The 17,038-nt window shown below is 64.5% G+C and carries 17 protein-coding genes; 7 read left to right on the top strand and 10 right to left on the bottom strand.

Annotated features, from left to right (window positions below; all coding sequences use genetic code 11):
• Positions 1–190: 190 nt before the first annotated feature.
• Entirely contained in the window at positions 191–2,899 is a 2,709-nt protein-coding gene (locus DMX10_RS12910; RefSeq protein ID WP_111261432.1) for a helix-turn-helix transcriptional regulator, read from the bottom strand.
• The gene (locus DMX10_RS12905; protein ID WP_256604797.1) at positions 2,896–5,610 is read right to left on the bottom strand and encodes a LuxR C-terminal-related transcriptional regulator; all 2,715 of its coding nucleotides are present in this window, start codon (positions 5,608–5,610) and stop codon (positions 2,896–2,898) included. The genes DMX10_RS12910 and DMX10_RS12905 overlap by 4 nt, the downstream gene beginning before the upstream one ends.
• Before the next feature lie 163 nt (positions 5,611–5,773).
• Here DMX10_RS12905 and pabB point away from each other — a divergent pair, with 163 nt between their 5' ends.
• Positions 5,774–7,120: an aminodeoxychorismate synthase component I gene (gene pabB, locus DMX10_RS12900; RefSeq protein ID WP_111261430.1), complete on the top strand. Its 1,347-nt coding sequence runs from the start codon at positions 5,774–5,776 to the stop codon at positions 7,118–7,120.
• Between the two features lie 75 nt (positions 7,121–7,195).
• On the opposite strand, the gene thrH is transcribed toward pabB, so the two are convergent.
• Entirely contained in the window at positions 7,196–7,813 is a 618-nt protein-coding gene (thrH, locus tag DMX10_RS12895; protein ID WP_111261429.1) for a bifunctional phosphoserine phosphatase/homoserine phosphotransferase ThrH, read from the bottom strand.
• Between the two features lie 189 nt (positions 7,814–8,002).
• Between thrH and DMX10_RS12890 the strand changes: the two genes are divergently transcribed.
• Together DMX10_RS12890 and DMX10_RS12885 are read left to right on the top strand one after the other, a co-directional pair.
• On the top strand, positions 8,003–8,737 hold the full coding sequence (locus DMX10_RS12890; protein WP_111261428.1) for a phosphoadenylyl-sulfate reductase: 735 nt from the start codon (positions 8,003–8,005) through the stop codon (positions 8,735–8,737).
• 4 nt (positions 8,738–8,741) lie between these two features.
• On the top strand, positions 8,742–9,017 hold the full coding sequence (locus tag DMX10_RS12885) for a hypothetical protein (protein ID WP_111261427.1): 276 nt from the start codon (positions 8,742–8,744) through the stop codon (positions 9,015–9,017).
• Between the two features lie 43 nt (positions 9,018–9,060).
• Here DMX10_RS12885 and cysB read toward each other — a convergent pair whose 3' ends face one another.
• The 5 genes from cysB to DMX10_RS12860 all read right to left on the bottom strand — a co-directional run bounded on the left by cysB (position 9,061) and on the right by DMX10_RS12860 (position 12,955).
• On the bottom strand, positions 9,061–10,035 hold the full coding sequence (cysB, locus tag DMX10_RS12880) for an HTH-type transcriptional regulator CysB (RefSeq protein ID WP_111261426.1): 975 nt from the start codon (positions 10,033–10,035) through the stop codon (positions 9,061–9,063).
• Between the two features lie 121 nt (positions 10,036–10,156).
• Positions 10,157–10,657 (bottom strand): universal stress protein, encoded by a 501-nt coding sequence (locus DMX10_RS12875; protein ID WP_111261425.1) that lies wholly within the window; start codon positions 10,655–10,657, stop codon positions 10,157–10,159.
• 39 nt (positions 10,658–10,696) lie between these two features.
• Positions 10,697–11,608 carry a 5'-nucleotidase gene (locus DMX10_RS12870; RefSeq protein WP_111261424.1) on the bottom strand — a complete coding sequence of 304 codons (912 nt, stop codon included), beginning with the start codon at positions 11,606–11,608 and terminating at the stop codon, positions 10,697–10,699.
• A 10-nt stretch (positions 11,609–11,618) separates the two neighbouring features.
• Entirely contained in the window at positions 11,619–12,575 is a 957-nt protein-coding gene (locus tag DMX10_RS12865; RefSeq protein ID WP_111261423.1) for a putative 2-dehydropantoate 2-reductase, read from the bottom strand.
• Positions 12,575–12,955, bottom strand: a complete 381-nt coding sequence (locus tag DMX10_RS12860) for a thioredoxin (protein ID WP_111261422.1) — start codon at positions 12,953–12,955, stop codon at positions 12,575–12,577. Before DMX10_RS12860 ends, DMX10_RS12865 begins: the two co-directional genes overlap by 1 nt.
• A 5-nt stretch (positions 12,956–12,960) precedes the next feature.
• On the opposite strand from DMX10_RS12860, the gene DMX10_RS12855 reads away from it, so the two are divergent.
• Together DMX10_RS12855 and DMX10_RS12850 are read left to right on the top strand one after the other, a co-directional pair.
• Positions 12,961–13,380 carry a PilZ domain-containing protein gene (locus tag DMX10_RS12855; RefSeq protein ID WP_111261421.1) on the top strand — a complete coding sequence of 140 codons (420 nt, stop codon included), beginning with the start codon at positions 12,961–12,963 and terminating at the stop codon, positions 13,378–13,380.
• A gap of 161 nt (positions 13,381–13,541) precedes the next feature.
• A complete protein-coding gene (locus DMX10_RS12850; protein ID WP_111261420.1) occupies positions 13,542–14,618 on the top strand; it encodes a 3-deoxy-7-phosphoheptulonate synthase in 1,077 nt (358 codons plus the stop codon).
• A gap of 58 nt (positions 14,619–14,676) precedes the next feature.
• Here the strand turns inward: DMX10_RS12850 and DMX10_RS12845 are convergent, their stop codons facing one another.
• Positions 14,677–14,958 (bottom strand): GNAT family N-acetyltransferase, encoded by a 282-nt coding sequence (locus tag DMX10_RS12845; protein ID WP_021220347.1) that lies wholly within the window; start codon positions 14,956–14,958, stop codon positions 14,677–14,679.
• 19 nt (positions 14,959–14,977) lie between these two features.
• On the bottom strand, positions 14,978–16,249 hold the full coding sequence (locus tag DMX10_RS12840) for a hypothetical protein (protein WP_111261419.1): 1,272 nt from the start codon (positions 16,247–16,249) through the stop codon (positions 14,978–14,980).
• Here DMX10_RS12840 and DMX10_RS32950 point away from each other — a divergent pair.
• Together DMX10_RS32950 and oprI are read left to right on the top strand one after the other, a co-directional pair.
• A complete protein-coding gene (locus DMX10_RS32950) occupies positions 16,158–16,502 on the top strand; it encodes a hypothetical protein (RefSeq protein ID WP_178082946.1) in 345 nt (114 codons plus the stop codon). The two genes, DMX10_RS12840 and DMX10_RS32950, sit on opposite strands and share 92 nt — an antisense overlap.
• A 211-nt stretch (positions 16,503–16,713) precedes the next feature.
• A complete protein-coding gene (gene oprI, locus DMX10_RS12835; RefSeq protein ID WP_003448337.1) occupies positions 16,714–16,965 on the top strand; it encodes an outer membrane lipoprotei OprI in 252 nt (83 codons plus the stop codon).
• Positions 16,966–17,038 lie beyond the last annotated feature (73 nt).

The raw sequence follows: 17,038 nt of genomic DNA, 5'->3' as shown, positions 1-17,038 counted from the left end.
TACCTCCTGTCAGCGACAGTTGAGCCGGCTTTCGCCGACCTCCAGAACGAACGCTGCTTCCCTATGCGCGCCGCCCTGGACTCGTGAAGCGCAAGGCTCCTCGACCTGGTTCTTACGTTACTGAGGCCCCGCCTCGCTGCCAGCCCATCCAAGGGATGGAGGATGGCAAGTCGCTAGTTATTTAATGGCATCAGGCCTCGCTGAGCAGGCCCAGGCTCTTGCCCTTGAGCACCGCCTGGGTACGGCTGCGCACGCCCAGCTTGGCGAACAGGTTGTGCAGGTGCCATTTGATGGTCGCTTCCGACAGGTGCACCGCCTGGGCGATGTCCCGATTGGACAGGCCCGCCGCGACGAAACGCAGGATTTCCCGCTCGCGGTGGCTCACGTCCTGGTTCTCGTCGAAGGTTTCCGGGTCCACCGCCAGGCGCCGGCATTGCTCGCGCAAGGTCTCGGCGATGCCCTGCCAGGCCCCGGCCTTCTTGGGCTCGGCGGCGCGCCAGGCTTCCCAGAGCGGCAGCAGCCAGAGGGCGTCGTCCTGGAACAGGCGCCGGTAGCCACGGTTCCAGGCTTCCTCGAGGGTGGGCAGGAACAGGGCGAAGGCCTTGTCGCTGTTACCTTTGCGCCAGTAGGCCACGGAAAGTAACAGGGACAGGCGCAGGCGCCGGTCGCGCTGGTGCTCGGCCCCCTGCCGGGCGAGGCAGGTCTCCAGCGCGCTCTGTGCCTTCTCCGGGCGCCGCTCGGCCAGGGCCAGGCGGGCGACGGACAGCGCCAGCGCCGTGTGGGCATCGGCATAGCGCGCCAGTGGCAGAGCCGACAGGTGGCGCTCCAGCTGCAGGCAGACGCGCTCGGCCTCATTAGGGCGACGCAGCCACAGCAGGAACTGCACCTTGCAGCCCATGCCATGGGCGAAGACCCGCTCGTAACCCGGGCCCTGGAGGCCGGCCAGCCAGTCGTCCAGCTGATTGAGGGCCTGCTCGGATTCGCCGGCGAAGAAACGCGCGCGGGCCATCACCAACTGGCCCCGGCTGATCAGTTCGACCGGCGTCGCCACGTCACGCCAGGTGGTGGCCAGGGGCAGCTCGGCGAGCACTGCGGCATGGCGGTCCTGTTCGTAGAGCAGGTCCGCGTAGGCCAGCACCAGCGGTCCGCCGACACGGCTGCGACGGCCGAACACCCGCTCGACCCGGCCCCGGGCGATCTCGGCGATGGAGCGCCCGCGCTCCAGTTCGCCGCTCTCCTTGCAGATCAGCGACTCGATCAGGCTGGTCATCACGTGCAGGTATTCACTGTCGACGATGCGCAGGCAATCGCGCGCGGTGGCGATGGATTTCGCCGCATCGCCGAACTCGCCGAGCAGCGCATAGGCCGCCGCCTGCACGCAGGACAGGCTGGCGCGGAAAACCGGCTGGTTGTCCGGCACCATGGCCAGCCACTGGCGGGCGACCTTGAGGCAGCTTTCCAGCTTGTCCTGGTACAGCAGCACCAGCGCCTTGAGTACCTGGGAGGCCGCCAGCAGTTCGCCGAGGCCGAAGTGGATGACCTTGCCGCGCCCCTGCAACAGGCGGGTGCTGACTTCTTCGATCAGCGCCTCGGACTCGGCGAACTTCTGCTCGAAGGCCAGTTGCCAGGCATAGAAGATCTGGAACACGGGATGCTCGCGGATCACCTCGGCGGGCACTTCCTTGAGCATGGACAGGATGCCGTAGACGCGATTGCCGGCGATCAGCCGCGCGCCCTGGCGCTCCAGCAACTCGGCGGCGAAGCCGTAGTCGCGGCCGCGCAGGGCGTACTTGATGGCACGGTCCGGCAGGTCGTGGCTCTCGCACCAGCGGGCCGCGGCGTGCAGCAGCGTGGCGCTGTCGGTATGGCGCTGCAGGCGGCCCTGGAGGAACTCGGCGAACAGGTGGTGATAGCGGAACCATTCACCCTGCTCGTCCAGCGGGATGACGAACAACTGCTCGCGCTGCAGGCGCATCAGCATGTCCAGGCCATCGCGGCGGCCGGTCAGGGCGTTGCACAGGTCGGCACAGAACTCGTCCAGCACCGAGGTCTGGTCGAGGAACTGCTGCAGGGCCAGGGGCAGGCTGTTGACCACGTCCTCGGCCAGGTAGTCGGCAATGTTGCGCTCGGTCCCCGAGAGGCTGGCGAGGAAGGCCGCGCGATCCGGGTGCCGCGCCAGCGCCAGGCTGGCCAGGTGCAGCGCGGTGATCCAGCCCTCGGTGCGCGCATGCAGTTGCTTGAGCTCGCTGCGGCTCAGTTCCAGCTCGCGCACTTCGCGGAAATAGGCCTCGGCCTCTTCCAGGGACAGGCGCAGGTCCTCGGCCTGGAGCATGAAGGCATCGCCCTCGACGAACAGGCTGCGCGGGGTGAAGCGGGTCGCGCTGATGAGGTGGACGTTGCTCGGCAGGCGCTCCACCAGGTGGCGGGCGCCCTGCTCCAGGCTGGCGTGACGGATGCGATGGAAGTCGTCGAGCATCACGTAGAGTTCGCCGTCGAGACGCTGCAGGTCGCTGACGAAGGCATCGATGATCGCCTCCACCGGCCAGTTCACCTCGCCGCGCAGGAGCCCGGCGGTGTTGCTGCCGAAGCCCGGTGTGACCGCCTCGACCGCGGCCACCAGGTACTGCAGCAGGCGCTGGGGCTCGCTGTCGGAATCATCGCAGGACAGCCAGGCGACCCGCGCCCCGGCGCGCTGCAGGGCTTCGCGGAACAGGCTGAGCACCGTGCTCTTGCCGAAGCCGGCGGGCGCACTGAGCACCAGCACGCGCTGGCCGCGCGCCTCGAACAGGCGGTCGATCAGGGCCTGTCGCGCCAGGCGCGGGCGGCCACCGGAGTCCGGCGGGAACAGCTTGGTGCGCAGTATCGGGAACGGCAGCGCATCGGTGGAGGGGGTGCTCATGACTCCAGCAACCCCAGTTCCCGGGCACGGCGTATCGCCTGGGTGCGATTGCGCACCTTGAGCTTCTCGTAGATGTTGTGCAGGTGCCATTTGACGGTCCCCAGGGCCAGCGAGAGCTGCTGGCCGATCTCCTCGTTGGAAAGCCCCTTGGCAGCCAGCAGGACCACCTCGCGCTCGCGATCGGTCAGCCCTTCCTCCAGCACATCCTGTGACTTGCGTATGTCCTGACCCGGCCAGATGGCCAGCAGGCTGCGAATGAAGCCCTGCAATGCCGGCTGGCGCTCGGCGGCTTCCAGTTGCTGCAGCAGCAGGCGGATGGCGTCACCCTCCTCGACGAAGAGGCTGCGCACATCCTCGCGCTCGGCGCTGAGCAGGCACTGCACCAGCAGGCTCTGGGCACGCTCCTGGTAACCCAGGCGCTGGTAGCTGAGGGCCGCCAGCAGGTCCAGGCGCAGGCGCTGCAGGCCATGCCAGCCGGGTTGCAGCTGGGCACGCAACTGGTTGATCTCGTGCAGCGCCTCGCTGTAGTGCCCGCGCGCCTGCTGCAGGCGTACGCGGATCAGGCCCTGGGTCCAGAGCACCGGGTTGAAGCCCCGCTTGGCATAGTCGGCGGCGAGCTTGGCCCAATCCACCGCCTTCAGGCGCAGTTCGGCACGCTTGATGCGGTCGGTCGCCGGCTCCTGGAGGATCAGCGTCACCTCGTCGGCCACCGCCTGGACGTAGAAGCGCCAGGACTGGTTGCGCGCCGCCAGGTTCTGCATCAGCACCAGGCTGGCGAGGGCTTCCTTGGGCTTGTCCTGCATGCGCTGGATGCGCGCGAGGAACAGCATGCCCTGGGCGTAGATATCGATGGGCTTGATCACGTCGACATGATTGAGCGCCCAGCGCAGGCGCTCCTCCAGGCCATCCAGGCGCCCCTGCTGGTAGGCAATCAGCGACTCGATGATCACCGGCAGGGCCAGCGCCCGGGATTTCTCGCCGAACAACGGCATCAACTGGGCGCGCATCTGCTCGTGGAGCAACTGGGCCTGCTTGACCTGGCCCTGCTCCAGAGACAGGAGGATCTCCACATTGCCCAGTTGCATGTCGAGGTAGCGGCCCTCGAGGAAGTGGTTGCGCTGCTGCGCCAGCGCCAGCAGGCGGCGCGCCTGTTCCGGCTGGGCGAGGATCACCAGCGCCAGGGCACCGATGACCAGCATGGCCACTTCGAGGAAGGCCTCGTGCTGGCCGAGCAGGCCCTCCACCTTGCGCGCCAGGTTGACGCACAGGTCGAGGTCATCCTTCTGCAGGGCGATCGCGGCCTTCACCGCGAGCGCCGCCAGGTACTTGTCGCTCAACGGCGCCTGGACACCGGCGCCGCCCCAGCGCGCCAGCAGCTCGTCGAGCATCTGGTTGGCTTCGGGCAGCGCCAGCTCGGTGGCGCGGTTCCATACGTCGGCGAGGATCAGCGTCGGGTAGCGCTCGGCGATGTCGTCGGGCACGAACTGGCGCCAGCGGTAGATCTGGTTCAACTGGCCACGGTTGATCAGTTCCAGGCCACAGCCGTCCACCAGCGCCGCGAGCATCTCCGGGTCCTCGGCCAGGCAGGCGTGCTCGATGGCGAGGTTCTGCATGTGGTGGTTGGTGAACCACAGGCTGGCGTTGAAGTGCAGTTGGCGAAAGCGCTCCGGGTCCTGGGACTGAAGGCGCGCACGGAGGAAGTCGGCGAACAGGTGGTGGAAGCGGTACCACTGGCGCTCGCGGTCCAGGGGCAGGAGGAACAGCTGCATGGTCTCCAGCCGCTCCAGCAGGGCCTGGCCATCGTTGCGCCCGGTGAGCGCGTTGGCCAGGTCGCCGCTCAGCTGGCTGGCGATGCCGAGGGCCAGCAGGGCGTCCTGCAGGTCCGCCGGCAACTGCTCGAAGACGGTGATCAGCAGGTAGTCGCCCACTGCGGCCTGGTCACCGCCCATCACAAGGACCTGGTCGGAAGCCTGGGGCTGGTGGCGCAGCCAGAGGCTGGCGAGGTGCACGCCGATCAGCCAGCCTTCGGTCTGGCTGTGCAGCGCGGCCAGGGTCGCCTCGTCCAGCGCGAGGCCGCTGCGGTCCAGGTAGTGGCGGGTTTCTTCCTCGGTCAGGCGCAGCTCGTCCAGGCCGATTTCCAGCAACCAGCCCTTGGCACGCAGGGTCGCAAGGTTCATCGGCGGCAGGGAGCGGCTGCCGATGGCGAGGGTGAAATGGGCCGGGGCCATCTTCACCAGGCGGCCGAGGGCGCCGAAGATTTCCGCGTCACTGAGCAGGTGCAGATCATCCAGCACCAGCAGCAGGGGCCCTTCCAGGCCGGTCAGTTCCACCAGCAGGCTCTCCAGCACCGCTGCGACCGGCACCTGCATGGTGTTCTGCAGGAAGCCCGAAGCGTGCGTACCGAGGCCGGGCACGGCGGCGCCCAGGGTCTTGATCAGTTGCTGGAAGAAACGCGAGGGATTGTCGTCCTCCTTGCCAAGGGAGAACCAGGCAACGGCGGAGCCCGCCGCGCGGCGCTGTTCGGCCAGGAGCGCGAGGGCGGTGGTCTTGCCAAAGCCGGCGGGTGCCGAGAACAGCAGAAGCCTGGCATGGGGATGTGCTGCCAACACCGCCTGCACCTGCGGTCGTGGCAAATAGTCGGCAGACGCCTGGGGCGTCATCAGTTTTGAGCGCAGTAGGCTGCCGGCTGCGGGGTCGAGAACTGCATCCACGGCCTGTATCCCTGTATCTTTATCGTTGTGGGACGGGGATATGACCCCGCGGGATTTATCCATAATTATCAGAATGCATTTCCTGCGTAAACTTAAGAAACGGCTCTAGGATCGACAATTTAGGCGGTCTAGAATCCTCACTCGCGCCCTCTTTGCGTCCATCATGCCCAATAGCCTCGTACACCCCCTGCCCTACCACGAACACCCGGGACAGCGCTTCGCCCTCGTCCGCCATGCACCCGGAGCGGTGCTGCTCGACGCCGGCAGGCCCATTGCCAGTCGTGGACGCTATGACCTATTCAGCGCCTGGCCATTGGCAGAACTGGCGCCGGGACCCGACGAATCGGCCAACGACTTTATCCACCGCCTTCGCGAGGCCTTGCGGCAGTTGGGATTCGCCGAAACGCCCGATGCCGTGGAACTGCCATTCACGGGCGGATTGATGGGGTATTTTTCCTATGACTTCGGCCGCCGCCTGGAAGCGCTGCCCGCCCGTGCGCGCGATGACCGCCGGTTGCCCGACGCCCAGCTCGGCCTCTACGCCTGGGCCCTCGTCAGTGACCACCAGCAGCGCACCAGCCAACTGGTATTCCATCCGAGTCTCGCTCAGAGCGAGCGCCAACGCCTGGTAGACCTGTTCAGCTGTTCGGAAAATCCCTACAAAGTCGATGAATTTCGCCTTAAGAGCGCCTTTCAGGCGGATCTGACTCAAGCGGCTTACAAAAACGCGATCGAGCGGATCCAGTCCTACATTGCAGCCGGTGATTGCTACCAGGTGAATTTCGCCCAGCGCTTTCAGGCGCAGTGCCAGGGCGACCCCTGGAGCGCCTATCTCGCCTTGCGCGAGGCCTGTTCCACGCCCTTTTCCGCCTACCAGGCCCTGGCCGACGGCGGCGCCATCCTCAGCCTCTCGCCGGAGCGCTTCATCAGGCTCAGCAAGGGCCAGGTGGAGACTCGCCCGATCAAGGGCACCCGCCCACGCGGACGCACGCCCGAGGAAGACGCCGAGCAGGCGCAGGAACTGCTGGCGAGCCCGAAGGACCGGGCGGAGAACCTGATGATCGTCGACCTGCTGCGCAACGACCTGGGCCGCAGCTGCAGCACCGGCAGCGTGAAGGTGCCGGAGTTGTTCGCGCTGGAGAGCTACCCCAACGTGCACCACCTGGTCAGCGCCGTTCGCGGCGAGCTGGCCGAGGGCAAGGATGCGCTGGACCTGCTGATGGGCAGCTTCCCCGGCGGCTCCATCACGGGCGCACCGAAGATCCGCGCCATGGAGATCATCGACGAGCTGGAGCCGACCCGTCGCTCCATCTACTGCGGCTCGCTTCTCTACCTCGACGTGCGCGGGGAAATGGACAGTTCCATCGCCATCCGCACCCTGCTGGTGAAGGACGGCGTGGCCAGTTGCTGGGGCGGCGGCGGCATCGTCGCCGACTCGGACTGGGAAGCGGAGTACCGCGAATCCATCACCAAGGTGCAGGTGCTGTTGCGGACGCTGGAAGGTTTGTAAGGCTTAATCATCGCCTGGTGCCCTGCAGGCACGGAAATGAAAAAGCCCGCTGTCGCGGGCTTTTTCATGGCTGGTTCAGAGGCTCAGCGAGCGGTTGGAGGCCTTGAGGAACTCACGCTTGAGGTCTTCGTAGGTATGCACGGCCGGGAACTGCGGAAACTCGCGGATCACGTTCTCCGGGGCATGGAAGAGGATGCCGGCATGGGCCTCGGAGAGCATGGTGGTGTCGTTGTACGAGTCGCCGGCGGCGATCACGCGGTAGTAGAGGCTCTTGAAGGCGATCACTGACTGGCGCTTCGGGTCCTTCTGGCGCAGTTGGTAGTCCACCACGCGGTCGGTCTCGTCGGTGATCAGCTTGTGGCACAGCAGGGTCGGGAAACCGAGCTGGCGCATCAGGGGCTGGGAGAATTCGTAGAAGGTGTCGGAGAGGATCACCACCTGGAAACGCTCGCGCAGCCAATCGACGAACTCGACGGCACCTTCCAGCGGCTTGAGGGTGGCGATCACTTCCTGGATGTCGGAGAGCTTGAGGCCATGCTCGTCGAGGATGCGCAGGCGCTGCTTCATCAGCACGTCGTAGTCGGGAATATCGCGGGTGGTGGCCTTGAGCGCGTCGATTCCAGTTTTTTCGGCGAAGGCGATCCAGATTTCCGGAACCAGCACACCTTCCAGGTCGAGACAGGCGATTTCCACGAGACATTCCTCGGTATTGGTTTGTTGGGGAGGCGGCACTCTAGCTTTTCACCCGCAGCCACGCAACGCGGCGCTTATATCCGAACATGGCAGTCCACCTTCCTTCTGGTTATTTAGGCGCATAAGTTGCTTTTGCTACCATCCGCGCCACAGAGCGCGTAGCGCCATTTCAACTAGGAAAACCGCCTGATGAGCCAACCTTTCGACGTCGCCGAGATTGCTGCGGCCTACGCCAGCAAGTCCCCCCAGGACATCCTCAAGCTCGCCTTCGAACACTTCGGCGATGAGCTGTGGCTGTCCTTCAGCGGCGCCGAGGATGTGGTGCTGGTGGACATGGCCTGGAAGCTGAACAGGAACGTGAAGGTGTTCAGCCTCGACACCGGTCGCCTGCACCCGGAAACCTACCGCTTCATCGAGAAGGTGCGTGAGCACTACGGCATCGCCATCGAGGTGCTTTCCCCCGACGCAGCCCGGCTGGAACCCTTCGTCCGCGAGAAGGGCCTGTTCAGCTTCTACAAGGACGGCCACGAGGAGTGTTGCGGCATCCGCAAGATCGAGCCGCTGCGCCGCAAGCTGTCCACCGTGCGCGCCTGGGCCACCGGCCAGCGCCGCGACCAGAGCCCTGGCACCCGCAGCAATGTGGCGGTGGTGGAGCTGGACGGCGCCTTCTCCACGCCCGACAACCCGCTGTACAAGTTCAACCCGCTGGCGCAGATGCCAAGCGACGAAGTCTGGGCCTACATCCGTATGCTGGAGATCCCCTACAACCCGCTGCACGAGCGCGGCTTCATCAGCATCGGCTGCGAGCCCTGCACCCGCCCCGTGCTGCCCAACCAGCACGAGCGCGAAGGCCGTTGGTGGTGGGAAGAAGCGACCCAGAAGGAATGCGGGCTGCATGCCGGCAACCTGATCGCGAAGAACTGAGCCGATGAAGATCACCCTGGTGAAGAAGGTCCTGGCCGACGGCGAGGACTGCGACAAGTGCAAGGACGTGCAGCGCCTGCTGGAGCGCGGCGGCCATCTGCAACGCATCGACCGGGTGATGGTGGCCGACGAACGCAATCCGGCCAGTGCCGGCTGGATGGTCGCCCAGCACTATGGCGTCGACACCGCGCCCTTCTTCGTGGTGCGCCACGACGACGGCAGCGAGCAGGTCTACACCGTGTTCCACGAGTTCCTGCACCAGGTGCTCGAAGCGCAATGAAAAAGCCCGGCGGATGCCGGGCTTTTCGTTTACCGCGACCGACTCAGTAGGTCGGCAGCTCGACGTCGTGGAACAGCTCGTCCAGCTCGGCCTTGTTGTGGCATTGCACCGCCTTGGCCAGCATGTCGCGGGTCAGGTGCGGGGCGAACTTTTCGATGAAGTCGCACATGAAGCCGCGCAGGAAGGTGCCGCGGCGGAAGCCGATCTTGGTCACGCTGGACTCGAACAGCTCGCTGGCGTCCAGCACCACGAGGTCGCTGTCCAGCTTGGGATCGACCGCCATCTTGGCGACTATGCCCACGCCCAGGCCCAGGCGTACATAGGTCTTGATCACGTCGGCGTCGGCCGCAGTGAACACCACCTTCGGCGTCAGGCCACGATGGCTGAAGGCTTCATCCAGCTTGGAGCGGCCGGTGAAACCGAATACGTAGGTGACGATGGGGTGCTCGGCGAGGGCTTCCAGGGTGAGCTTCGGCAGCTTGGCCAGCGGGTGTCCCTGGGGCACGATCACGCAGCGGTTCCAGCGGTAGCAGGGCATCATCACCAGGTCGCCGAACAGCTCCAGCGCCTCGGTGGCGATGGCGAAGTCGACGGTGCCGTCCGCGGCCATCTCGGCGATCTGCATCGGCGTGCCCTGGTGCATGTGCAGCGCTACGTCGGGGTACTGGCGGATGAAGCCGCTGATCACCGACGGCAGCGCGTAACGAGCCTGGGTGTGGGTGGTGGCGATCGACAGGGTGCCCTTCTTCTCGTTGGAGAACTCCTGGGCGATCTGCTTGATACTCTCCACCTTGCGCAGGATCTCCCCGGCAGTGGTGATGATGCGTTCGCCTGCGGGAGTGACCCGGGTCAGGTGCTTGCCACTGCGGGCGAAAACTTCCACGCCCAGTTCATCCTCGAGCAGGCGGATCTGCTTGCTGATACCCGGTTGCGAGGTGTAAAGGCTTTGCGCGGTGGCCGACACGTTGAGGTCGTGGTGCGCCACTTCCCAGATGTAGCGCAATTGCTGAAGCTTCATAGATATCCCTCAAAGCAAATGACGACGCATTGGATGGTCAGCGACGTTTATAACCATATTAATGGTTTGATGGATAAAACTAGACGTTTTTTTCAGTTTTGCACGCCATTCGTAGTCGTCGTCACAGCTCGCCCCGCCCGCGGTGTTGAAGCATGGGCACCAGGTACACGGGCACGTCGGACAGCTGCACCAGGCGCGCCGAGGTCCGCCCCAGGGGCGTATCGAGTGCAGCGCCATGGCTGTGACTGCCTACGACCAGCAAATCCACCCCGAGTTTCTGTGCCTCCTCGAGAATCACCTGCGGCGGGTCCCCCTGCACCACACGCACCGCGCGGATCATTTCCAGCTCGCTCTGCGCGTCCCCCATCTCATCGCGGAACCCCTCCAGCACACGCAACTCGATGCTGGCCATGACGGTGCCCAGCCCCTTGGTCCGGAGTTCAGCAAGGCGCTCTTCGTCGAGGTAGGTCTGCAGGACGGACTCGGCGAACAGCCCGAGCGGCTCGACGGCGTGCACCACGTAGAGCTCGGCCTGGTAGACCCGGGCAAGCGAAAGGGCGTGCTGCAGCACATAGGGGGCGTACAGACCGAGGTCGGTGGCGTAGAGAATCGAACGGATCATGAGGCCTCCTACTGCCTGGGTGGCGGGCCTCGTCTCAGCTTAGTCAGATATCAGCGGTTCGTTGCTCACGCCGTGGGGAACGTGGCCGGTGGCGACCACTTCGCGGGCTTTCTCGCAATGTCCCGCCTGGTCGTCGAAGAACACGTCGGCGCCGAAGGCGTCGAGGATGGAGGATTTCTCCAGCCCGCCGAGGAAGAAGGACTCGTCGAGGCGGATGTTCCATTCGCGCAGGGTGCGAATGACCCGCTCATGAGCCGGCGCCGAGCGTGCGGTGACCAGCGCCGTGCGGATCGGGCAGGCGTCGGCGGGGAACTCCTGCTGCAGGCTGTTGAGCGCTGAAAGGAATGGCTTGAAGGGGCCGCCGTCCAGCGGGGTCAACGCCGCCTGACGCTCGTAGGCCTGGAAGGCCTCGAGCCCGCCCTGCTGGTAGACCCGCTCGGAATCGTCCGAGAACAGCACCGCATCCCCATCGAAGGCGATACGCAGTTCGTTGCTGGCGGCTCGGCGCGGCCCGCCGGACAGGATGGTGGCCGCAGCGAAACCACTCTGCAGCGCCGCACGGACATCGTCCACATGGGTGGAAAGGAACAGGTGGCAACCGAAAGCCTTGAGATAGGGCCCGGGGCTGCGGCCACCGGAAAAGGCTGCGCGGGAGATGGCAAGGCCGTGCTGCTGGATGGAGTTGAAGGCACGCAGCCCGGTATCGGCACTGTTGCGCGACACCAGGATCACCTCGACGCGCGACTGGCCCAGTGCACTGTTGAGGCCGAGGAGCTTCTGCACCAGGGGAAAGGCATCGCCTGGGTCGAGCACCTCGTCCTCATGGTCGATCTGGTACTGGCGGTAGGCCTCGATGCCTTCGGACTCGTAGACCCGATGGCTTTCGTTGAGGTCGAACAGCGCCCGCGAGGAAATCGCCAGCACCAGTTTGTCCGCCAGTCCTCCCGCCATGCCTGTCTCCTTACTCCTGGTTGCGCGCGTCGATGAAGCGCAGGGCCTGGTACATCGCGCGGATGCGCGGCAGGTCCCGGCCCGCCGCAGCGGCCGCTGCCAGGGGTGCAGCATAGATGGCTTCGAGCTCCAGCGGGCGGCGCTGGGCGAAGTCGTGGTACATGCTCGGCAGGTAGTCGGGCATCCGGTCGGTGGCCGCCAGCAATTTACCGGCGAAGCCGTCCGGAAGGCTATGACCGCAGGCCAGTGCACCCTCCACCACCTCCTGCATGATCGCCTGGATCAGCTCGCGGCTGTCGGCGTTGCGCATCAGCGCGGTGGTGCCCGCGTCAAGGAGCACCGAGAGGCCGTTGTAAGGCACGTTCCACACCAGCTTCTGCCAACGCGCCTGCTCCAGGTCGGGCATCCCGGTGGAGTCCAGTCCTGCCGCACGGAACAGTCCGGCGCCCTCCTCCACCAGCGCCTGGCGTGCAGCGTCATCACCAGCCGGACCGGAGTGGTAACCAAGGTTCACCGCGCCCAGGGACTGGTGTTCGATCAACCCCGGCGCATGGCGATGGACGCAGATGTAGCAGAGCCCCCCCAGCAGATGCAGCGAATCCGGCAGCAGCGGGCGCAGTGCGTCCTCGACCGCCAGCCCGTTCTGCAGCAACACCACCTTGGCGCCCGGCGCGGCGGCCCGTGCGATCAGCGGCGCCAGATCGGCGTTGCTGGTGGTCTTGGCGCCCACCAGCAGCCAGTCGCAGGGCGGCATCTCGGCCACCTCGCGATAGGCCTGCACGGGCTTGAGCGCCAGGGCGCCGTGCACCGCGCTGTTGAGGTGCAGGCCGTTGGCGCGCACCGCCTCGTACTCGCTGCGCAGGAGGAAATGCACGTCGAAGCCGGCGCGGGCCAACAAAAGGCCATAGAAGCCGCCGATGGCACCGGTGCCGATGATGCCGATGCGTGGCTGCGAGGGTTGGGTCATCAGGGAAGCTCCTCTGCCTGGCGGGCCAGGGCGTCGTCCAGGTTGCGGTTCAGGTCCTCGCCCTGCAGTGTGCTGCGCAGGGCGCCAAGAAATTGTCCGTCCCGCACCACGAAGAGCGCGGGCAGGTGGAATACCTCGTAGCGCTGCACCAGGCCACCATTATTGCCGGCGTCTATCCAACACAATCTGTCGACGCCCAGGGGCATCTGCGACAAGTGGCGCCGCGCCCAGCGGCAACTGGCACAACCTATGCTCGTGAATACGATGAGCGAGATACCCGGCAGAGCCAGCAGTTGCTGGTCCGCATCGAAATCAGTCAGTTCGAGTTCGCGCACTATACTGCCCTTAGCGATGCCGGAAAAATGGCACCCGGAGTCCATGAAAAATGCGTCGATTCCTGCGTCACCCCAGCGATATGCCTGTAGAGCTGGTACTGCGCAAGCACAGCTTCCTGCCGCGACAGCGGCTGCACAATATCAGTCTCGGCGGCGTTGCCTGCAACTCGATCCGAGGCTTTCGCAAGGGCACCGCGATCGAGTTGCGCATCCCCCTGCTGGGTGACGAGGCACGCTACGCCGGCATCGTCGCCTGGTGCCGCAAGCAGCCCGACGACTACCTGGTGGGCATCTGCTTCACCGACGAGGAAACCCTGTTCCGCGCCCGCATGGTCGAGCAGGTCTGCCAGATCGAGGTCTACCGCAAGCAACGCGAACTCGAGGCCGGCGAGGAGCTGCCGATCGAGCGCATCGCCCAGGAATGGATCGCCCGTCACGCTGCCGAGTTCTCCGCAGCCAGCCTGAACTGAGCATTTTCCGCCTATTTGCCCCCTAGGTGCCATTGTCGAGCCAGCGTGTAACGCGTTAAGGTTCCGCGTCCCCGACGCGCACTCAAATGCCGTGCCCCGCAGCTCCGGGATGGCTGGCGGCCCGCACCTGTGACCTGACGACTGACCTGATGACTAGCACGATGGCTGATTTACCGATCGACGACCTGAACGTTGCCTCCAACGAGACCCTGATCACGCCGGAGCAACTGAAACGCGAGATTCCGCTCACCGACGCTGCCCTGCGTACCGTGGCCAATGGCCGTGAAGTGGTGCGCAACATCCTCGATGGCAAGGATCATCGCCTGTTCGTGGTGGTCGGCCCCTGCTCGATCCACGACATCAAGGCCGCCCACGAGTACGCCGATCGCCTCAAGGGCCTGGCTGCCGAAGTGTCCGATACCCTGTTCCTGGTCATGCGCGTGTACTTCGAGAAGCCGCGCACCACCGTCGGCTGGAAAGGCCTGATCAACGACCCGTACCTGGACGACTCCTTCAAGATCCAGGACGGCCTGCATATCGGTCGCCAACTGCTGCGCGACCTGGCCGAAAAAGGCCTGCCCACTGCCACCGAGGCGCTTGACCCGATTTCCCCGCAGTACCTGCAGGACCTGATCAGCTGGTCCGCCATCGGCGCCCGCACCACCGAATCCCAGACCCACCGCGAGATGGCCTCCGGCCTGTCCTCGGCAGTCGGCTTCAAGAACGGCACCGACGGCAGCCTGACCGTGGCGATCAACGCGCTGCAGTCCGTCTCCAGCCCGCACCGCTTCCTCGGCATCAACCAGGAAGGCGGCGTCTCCATCGTCACCACCAAGGGCAACGCCTACGGCCATGTCGTGCTGCGCGGCGGCAACGGCAAGCCCAACTACGATTCGGTGAGCGTTGCCATTTGTGAGCAGGAACTGACCAAGGCCGGCATCAAGCCGAACATCATGGTCGACTGCAGCCACGCCAATTCCAACAAGGACCCGGCCCTGCAACCGCTGGTGATGGACAACGTCGCCAACCAGATCCTCGAAGGCAACGGCTCCATCGTCGGCCTGATGGTCGAGAGCCACCTCGGCTGGGGCAGCCAGTCCATTCCCAAGGACCTGGACCAGCTCAAGTACGGCGTCTCCATCACCGACGCCTGCATCGACTGGGAAACCACCGAGAAGACCCTGCGCAGCATGCACGCCAAGCTCAAGGACGTGCTGCCCAAGCGCCAGCGCGGCTGATCGACCGCACAACGAAAAACGCCGGGCATCTGCCCGGCGTTTTCGTTTCGGCCCCAGCTCAGCCCTTGGGGGCGTGGCGCTGGCGGCGCTCGATGTAGCGCTCCACGTAGGAACAGGAGGGGATCACCGTATAGCCCTGGTCTTCGGCGAAGCCCAGTGCGCGCTCGGTCAGCGCTGCGGCGATGCCCCGGCCACGCAGCGCGTTCGGCACGAAGGTGCGATAGATGTCCAATGTCTGTTTGCCCAGGTCCATGTAGGCAAGGTATGCACGATGACCGTCCACGGTGGTCTCGAACTGATGACCTGCCTGGTCATGGTGGATGGACAGCGCCTCGCTCATCGCAACTCCTCAGGGGGTTTTAGAACAACACCCGTACCTTATCTATCTTTTCCAGCCGAAGAAACATTTCGGCGGAGCCGGAGCCAAATTGGACACTCAGGAAAGCCTTACCGTTCTCCACCTTATGTAATACACCCTGGTAATAGGCGCCATCGAAGGTGATGAACTGCAAGCGCTTGCCCGCGTAGTCCTGCAGGCTGGATACGTTGACGAACTCGTATTGCGGCGAGGCACCGGCATCGTCGGCTTTTTCCGCCGTCACCGAGACCTTCTCGTTCACGCCCATTTCGGCGCGTTTGTCCGGGTCGACCCAGGCGAAGGCGATCGGCTGCACCGGTTGCTGGTTGACCAGCAGCGCCGGGCGCAACATGCCGACCACATCCTTGGGCTCGAAGAACTGCAGGCCGTCCCAACTCATGCCCTCGGTCGGTGTCAGCTCGACGCGCAGCGACTGCGGGTCCTTCAGGTAGCGCGAATAGGCATCCAGCAGCGACTGGTCGAGGGCGATCTTCTGCGAACGCAGCACGCGGTCGAGTTGCTCCACTGCCGTTTTCAGGTAGACGTCCGTCGACTGCCCGAGTTTACCGGCGCAGTACTCCTGCACCTTGCGCTGATACTGGTTGTCGTTGAGCTCGAAGACGACGCTGGACAGGCGCGGCGGGTTGACGCGCAAGTCACCCGGCTTCTCGGACATGTTCGACAGCGCCATGCTGACGCGCGTCTCGCCCATGTCACGGGTATCGGAAGTGAGATTGAACGTGAGCTTCTGCGCGCCCGGCTCGAACAGGTAGGAGAATTCGGCATCCGTCTCGAAGGTGCGATAGCCCATGTCGAGCAGTTCGTTGGTGCCGATGTGGCTGACCTTGCCACACGCCACTTCGCTCATCGCGGTGAAGATGCTGCGTTCGGTCGGCGCGTCGTAGAGCTGCTGCATGAAGGGGCCATGTACTTCCAGCATCACGCCCTTCAGGCGCACGGCCATCTGCTTCGGGAACTTGCCCTCGTCCAGGCGCTCCTTGAAGCTGAGCAGCTCGCGCAGGCCATTGAACTTCAGCTCGGCATGGGCCACCTGCACGCTGTCGTTCAGCGCGGGGACGCGGAGCTTGAGGTTCTCGAGGCCGACACGGCCGTCGAAGGAGGAGGTGATCCCGCCGTAGCTGATGTCCATGATCGGCGAAAGCTGCTGGATCGCATCATTCATGATCGACCTGACCGAGAGGTACAGGGAGAGTTTGATGATTAACGCCAGCGCGAGCGCTGCGAGCACCACCCACTTAAGTAGTCTTGCCATAACGCCGTCCTTGATGTCCTGGAATGCGGGAGGAAATCGCCGCAGCTTATCAGTGCGCCTGAAGGCCTTCCACGGCATTTCCTACAATATGAAGAACCAGTTCACTGTAACGATTGGGAAGTTGTGGGCTTTACATCCCGCAAGCGAGCGAAGATGCAAAAGCGACCTTCACCAATCACATCCCGACTACTTCCACCCCACCAACCGGGCCGGGGTCGCCAGGGCACTTTCCCCACCGGCGGCTAAACTTTGAACTTCGCCTGCTCAAGGACTATCCAACTGGATGCTTTTTGCACAGATGCACCAGGACTTGCGCAAGGGAATAGCGGATCAGGTGAAAAAAAACTCGCCTCCTTGCACCGCGTCAGTTTACTTACTACAAGTTATGGGTAGTATGTACGCCGGCTAATTTCCCAAGCTCGGGGAATTGCTTTTATGGAAATGTCCACCTTAAGGGGAACACGATGAACAACGTTCTGAAATTCTCTGCTCTGGCTCTGGCAGCAGTTCTGGCCACCGGTTGCAGCAGCGTCTCCAAAGAAACCGAAGCCCGTCTGACTGCAACTGAAGATGCAGCCGCTCGCGCTCAAGCCCGTGCCGATGAAGCCTACCGCAAGGCTGACGAAGCTCTGGCCGCCGCTCAGAAAGCCCAGCAAACCGCTGACGAGGCTAACGAGCGCGCTCTGCGTATGCTGGAAAAAGCCAGCCGCAAGTAATAGCCCACAAGGCTTTTACTCGAAACCGACCCAGTTCACTGGGTCGGTTTTTTTGTGCCTGCGAATCAACGCC

The sequence above is a fragment of the Pseudomonas sp. 57B-090624 genome (genome assembly GCF_003234055.1).
Classification (GTDB): Bacteria; Pseudomonadota; Gammaproteobacteria; order Pseudomonadales; family Pseudomonadaceae; genus Metapseudomonas; species Metapseudomonas tohonis.
Note: the sequence above shows the minus strand (reverse complement) of the source record. Positions and strands in the feature narration are given on the sequence as shown.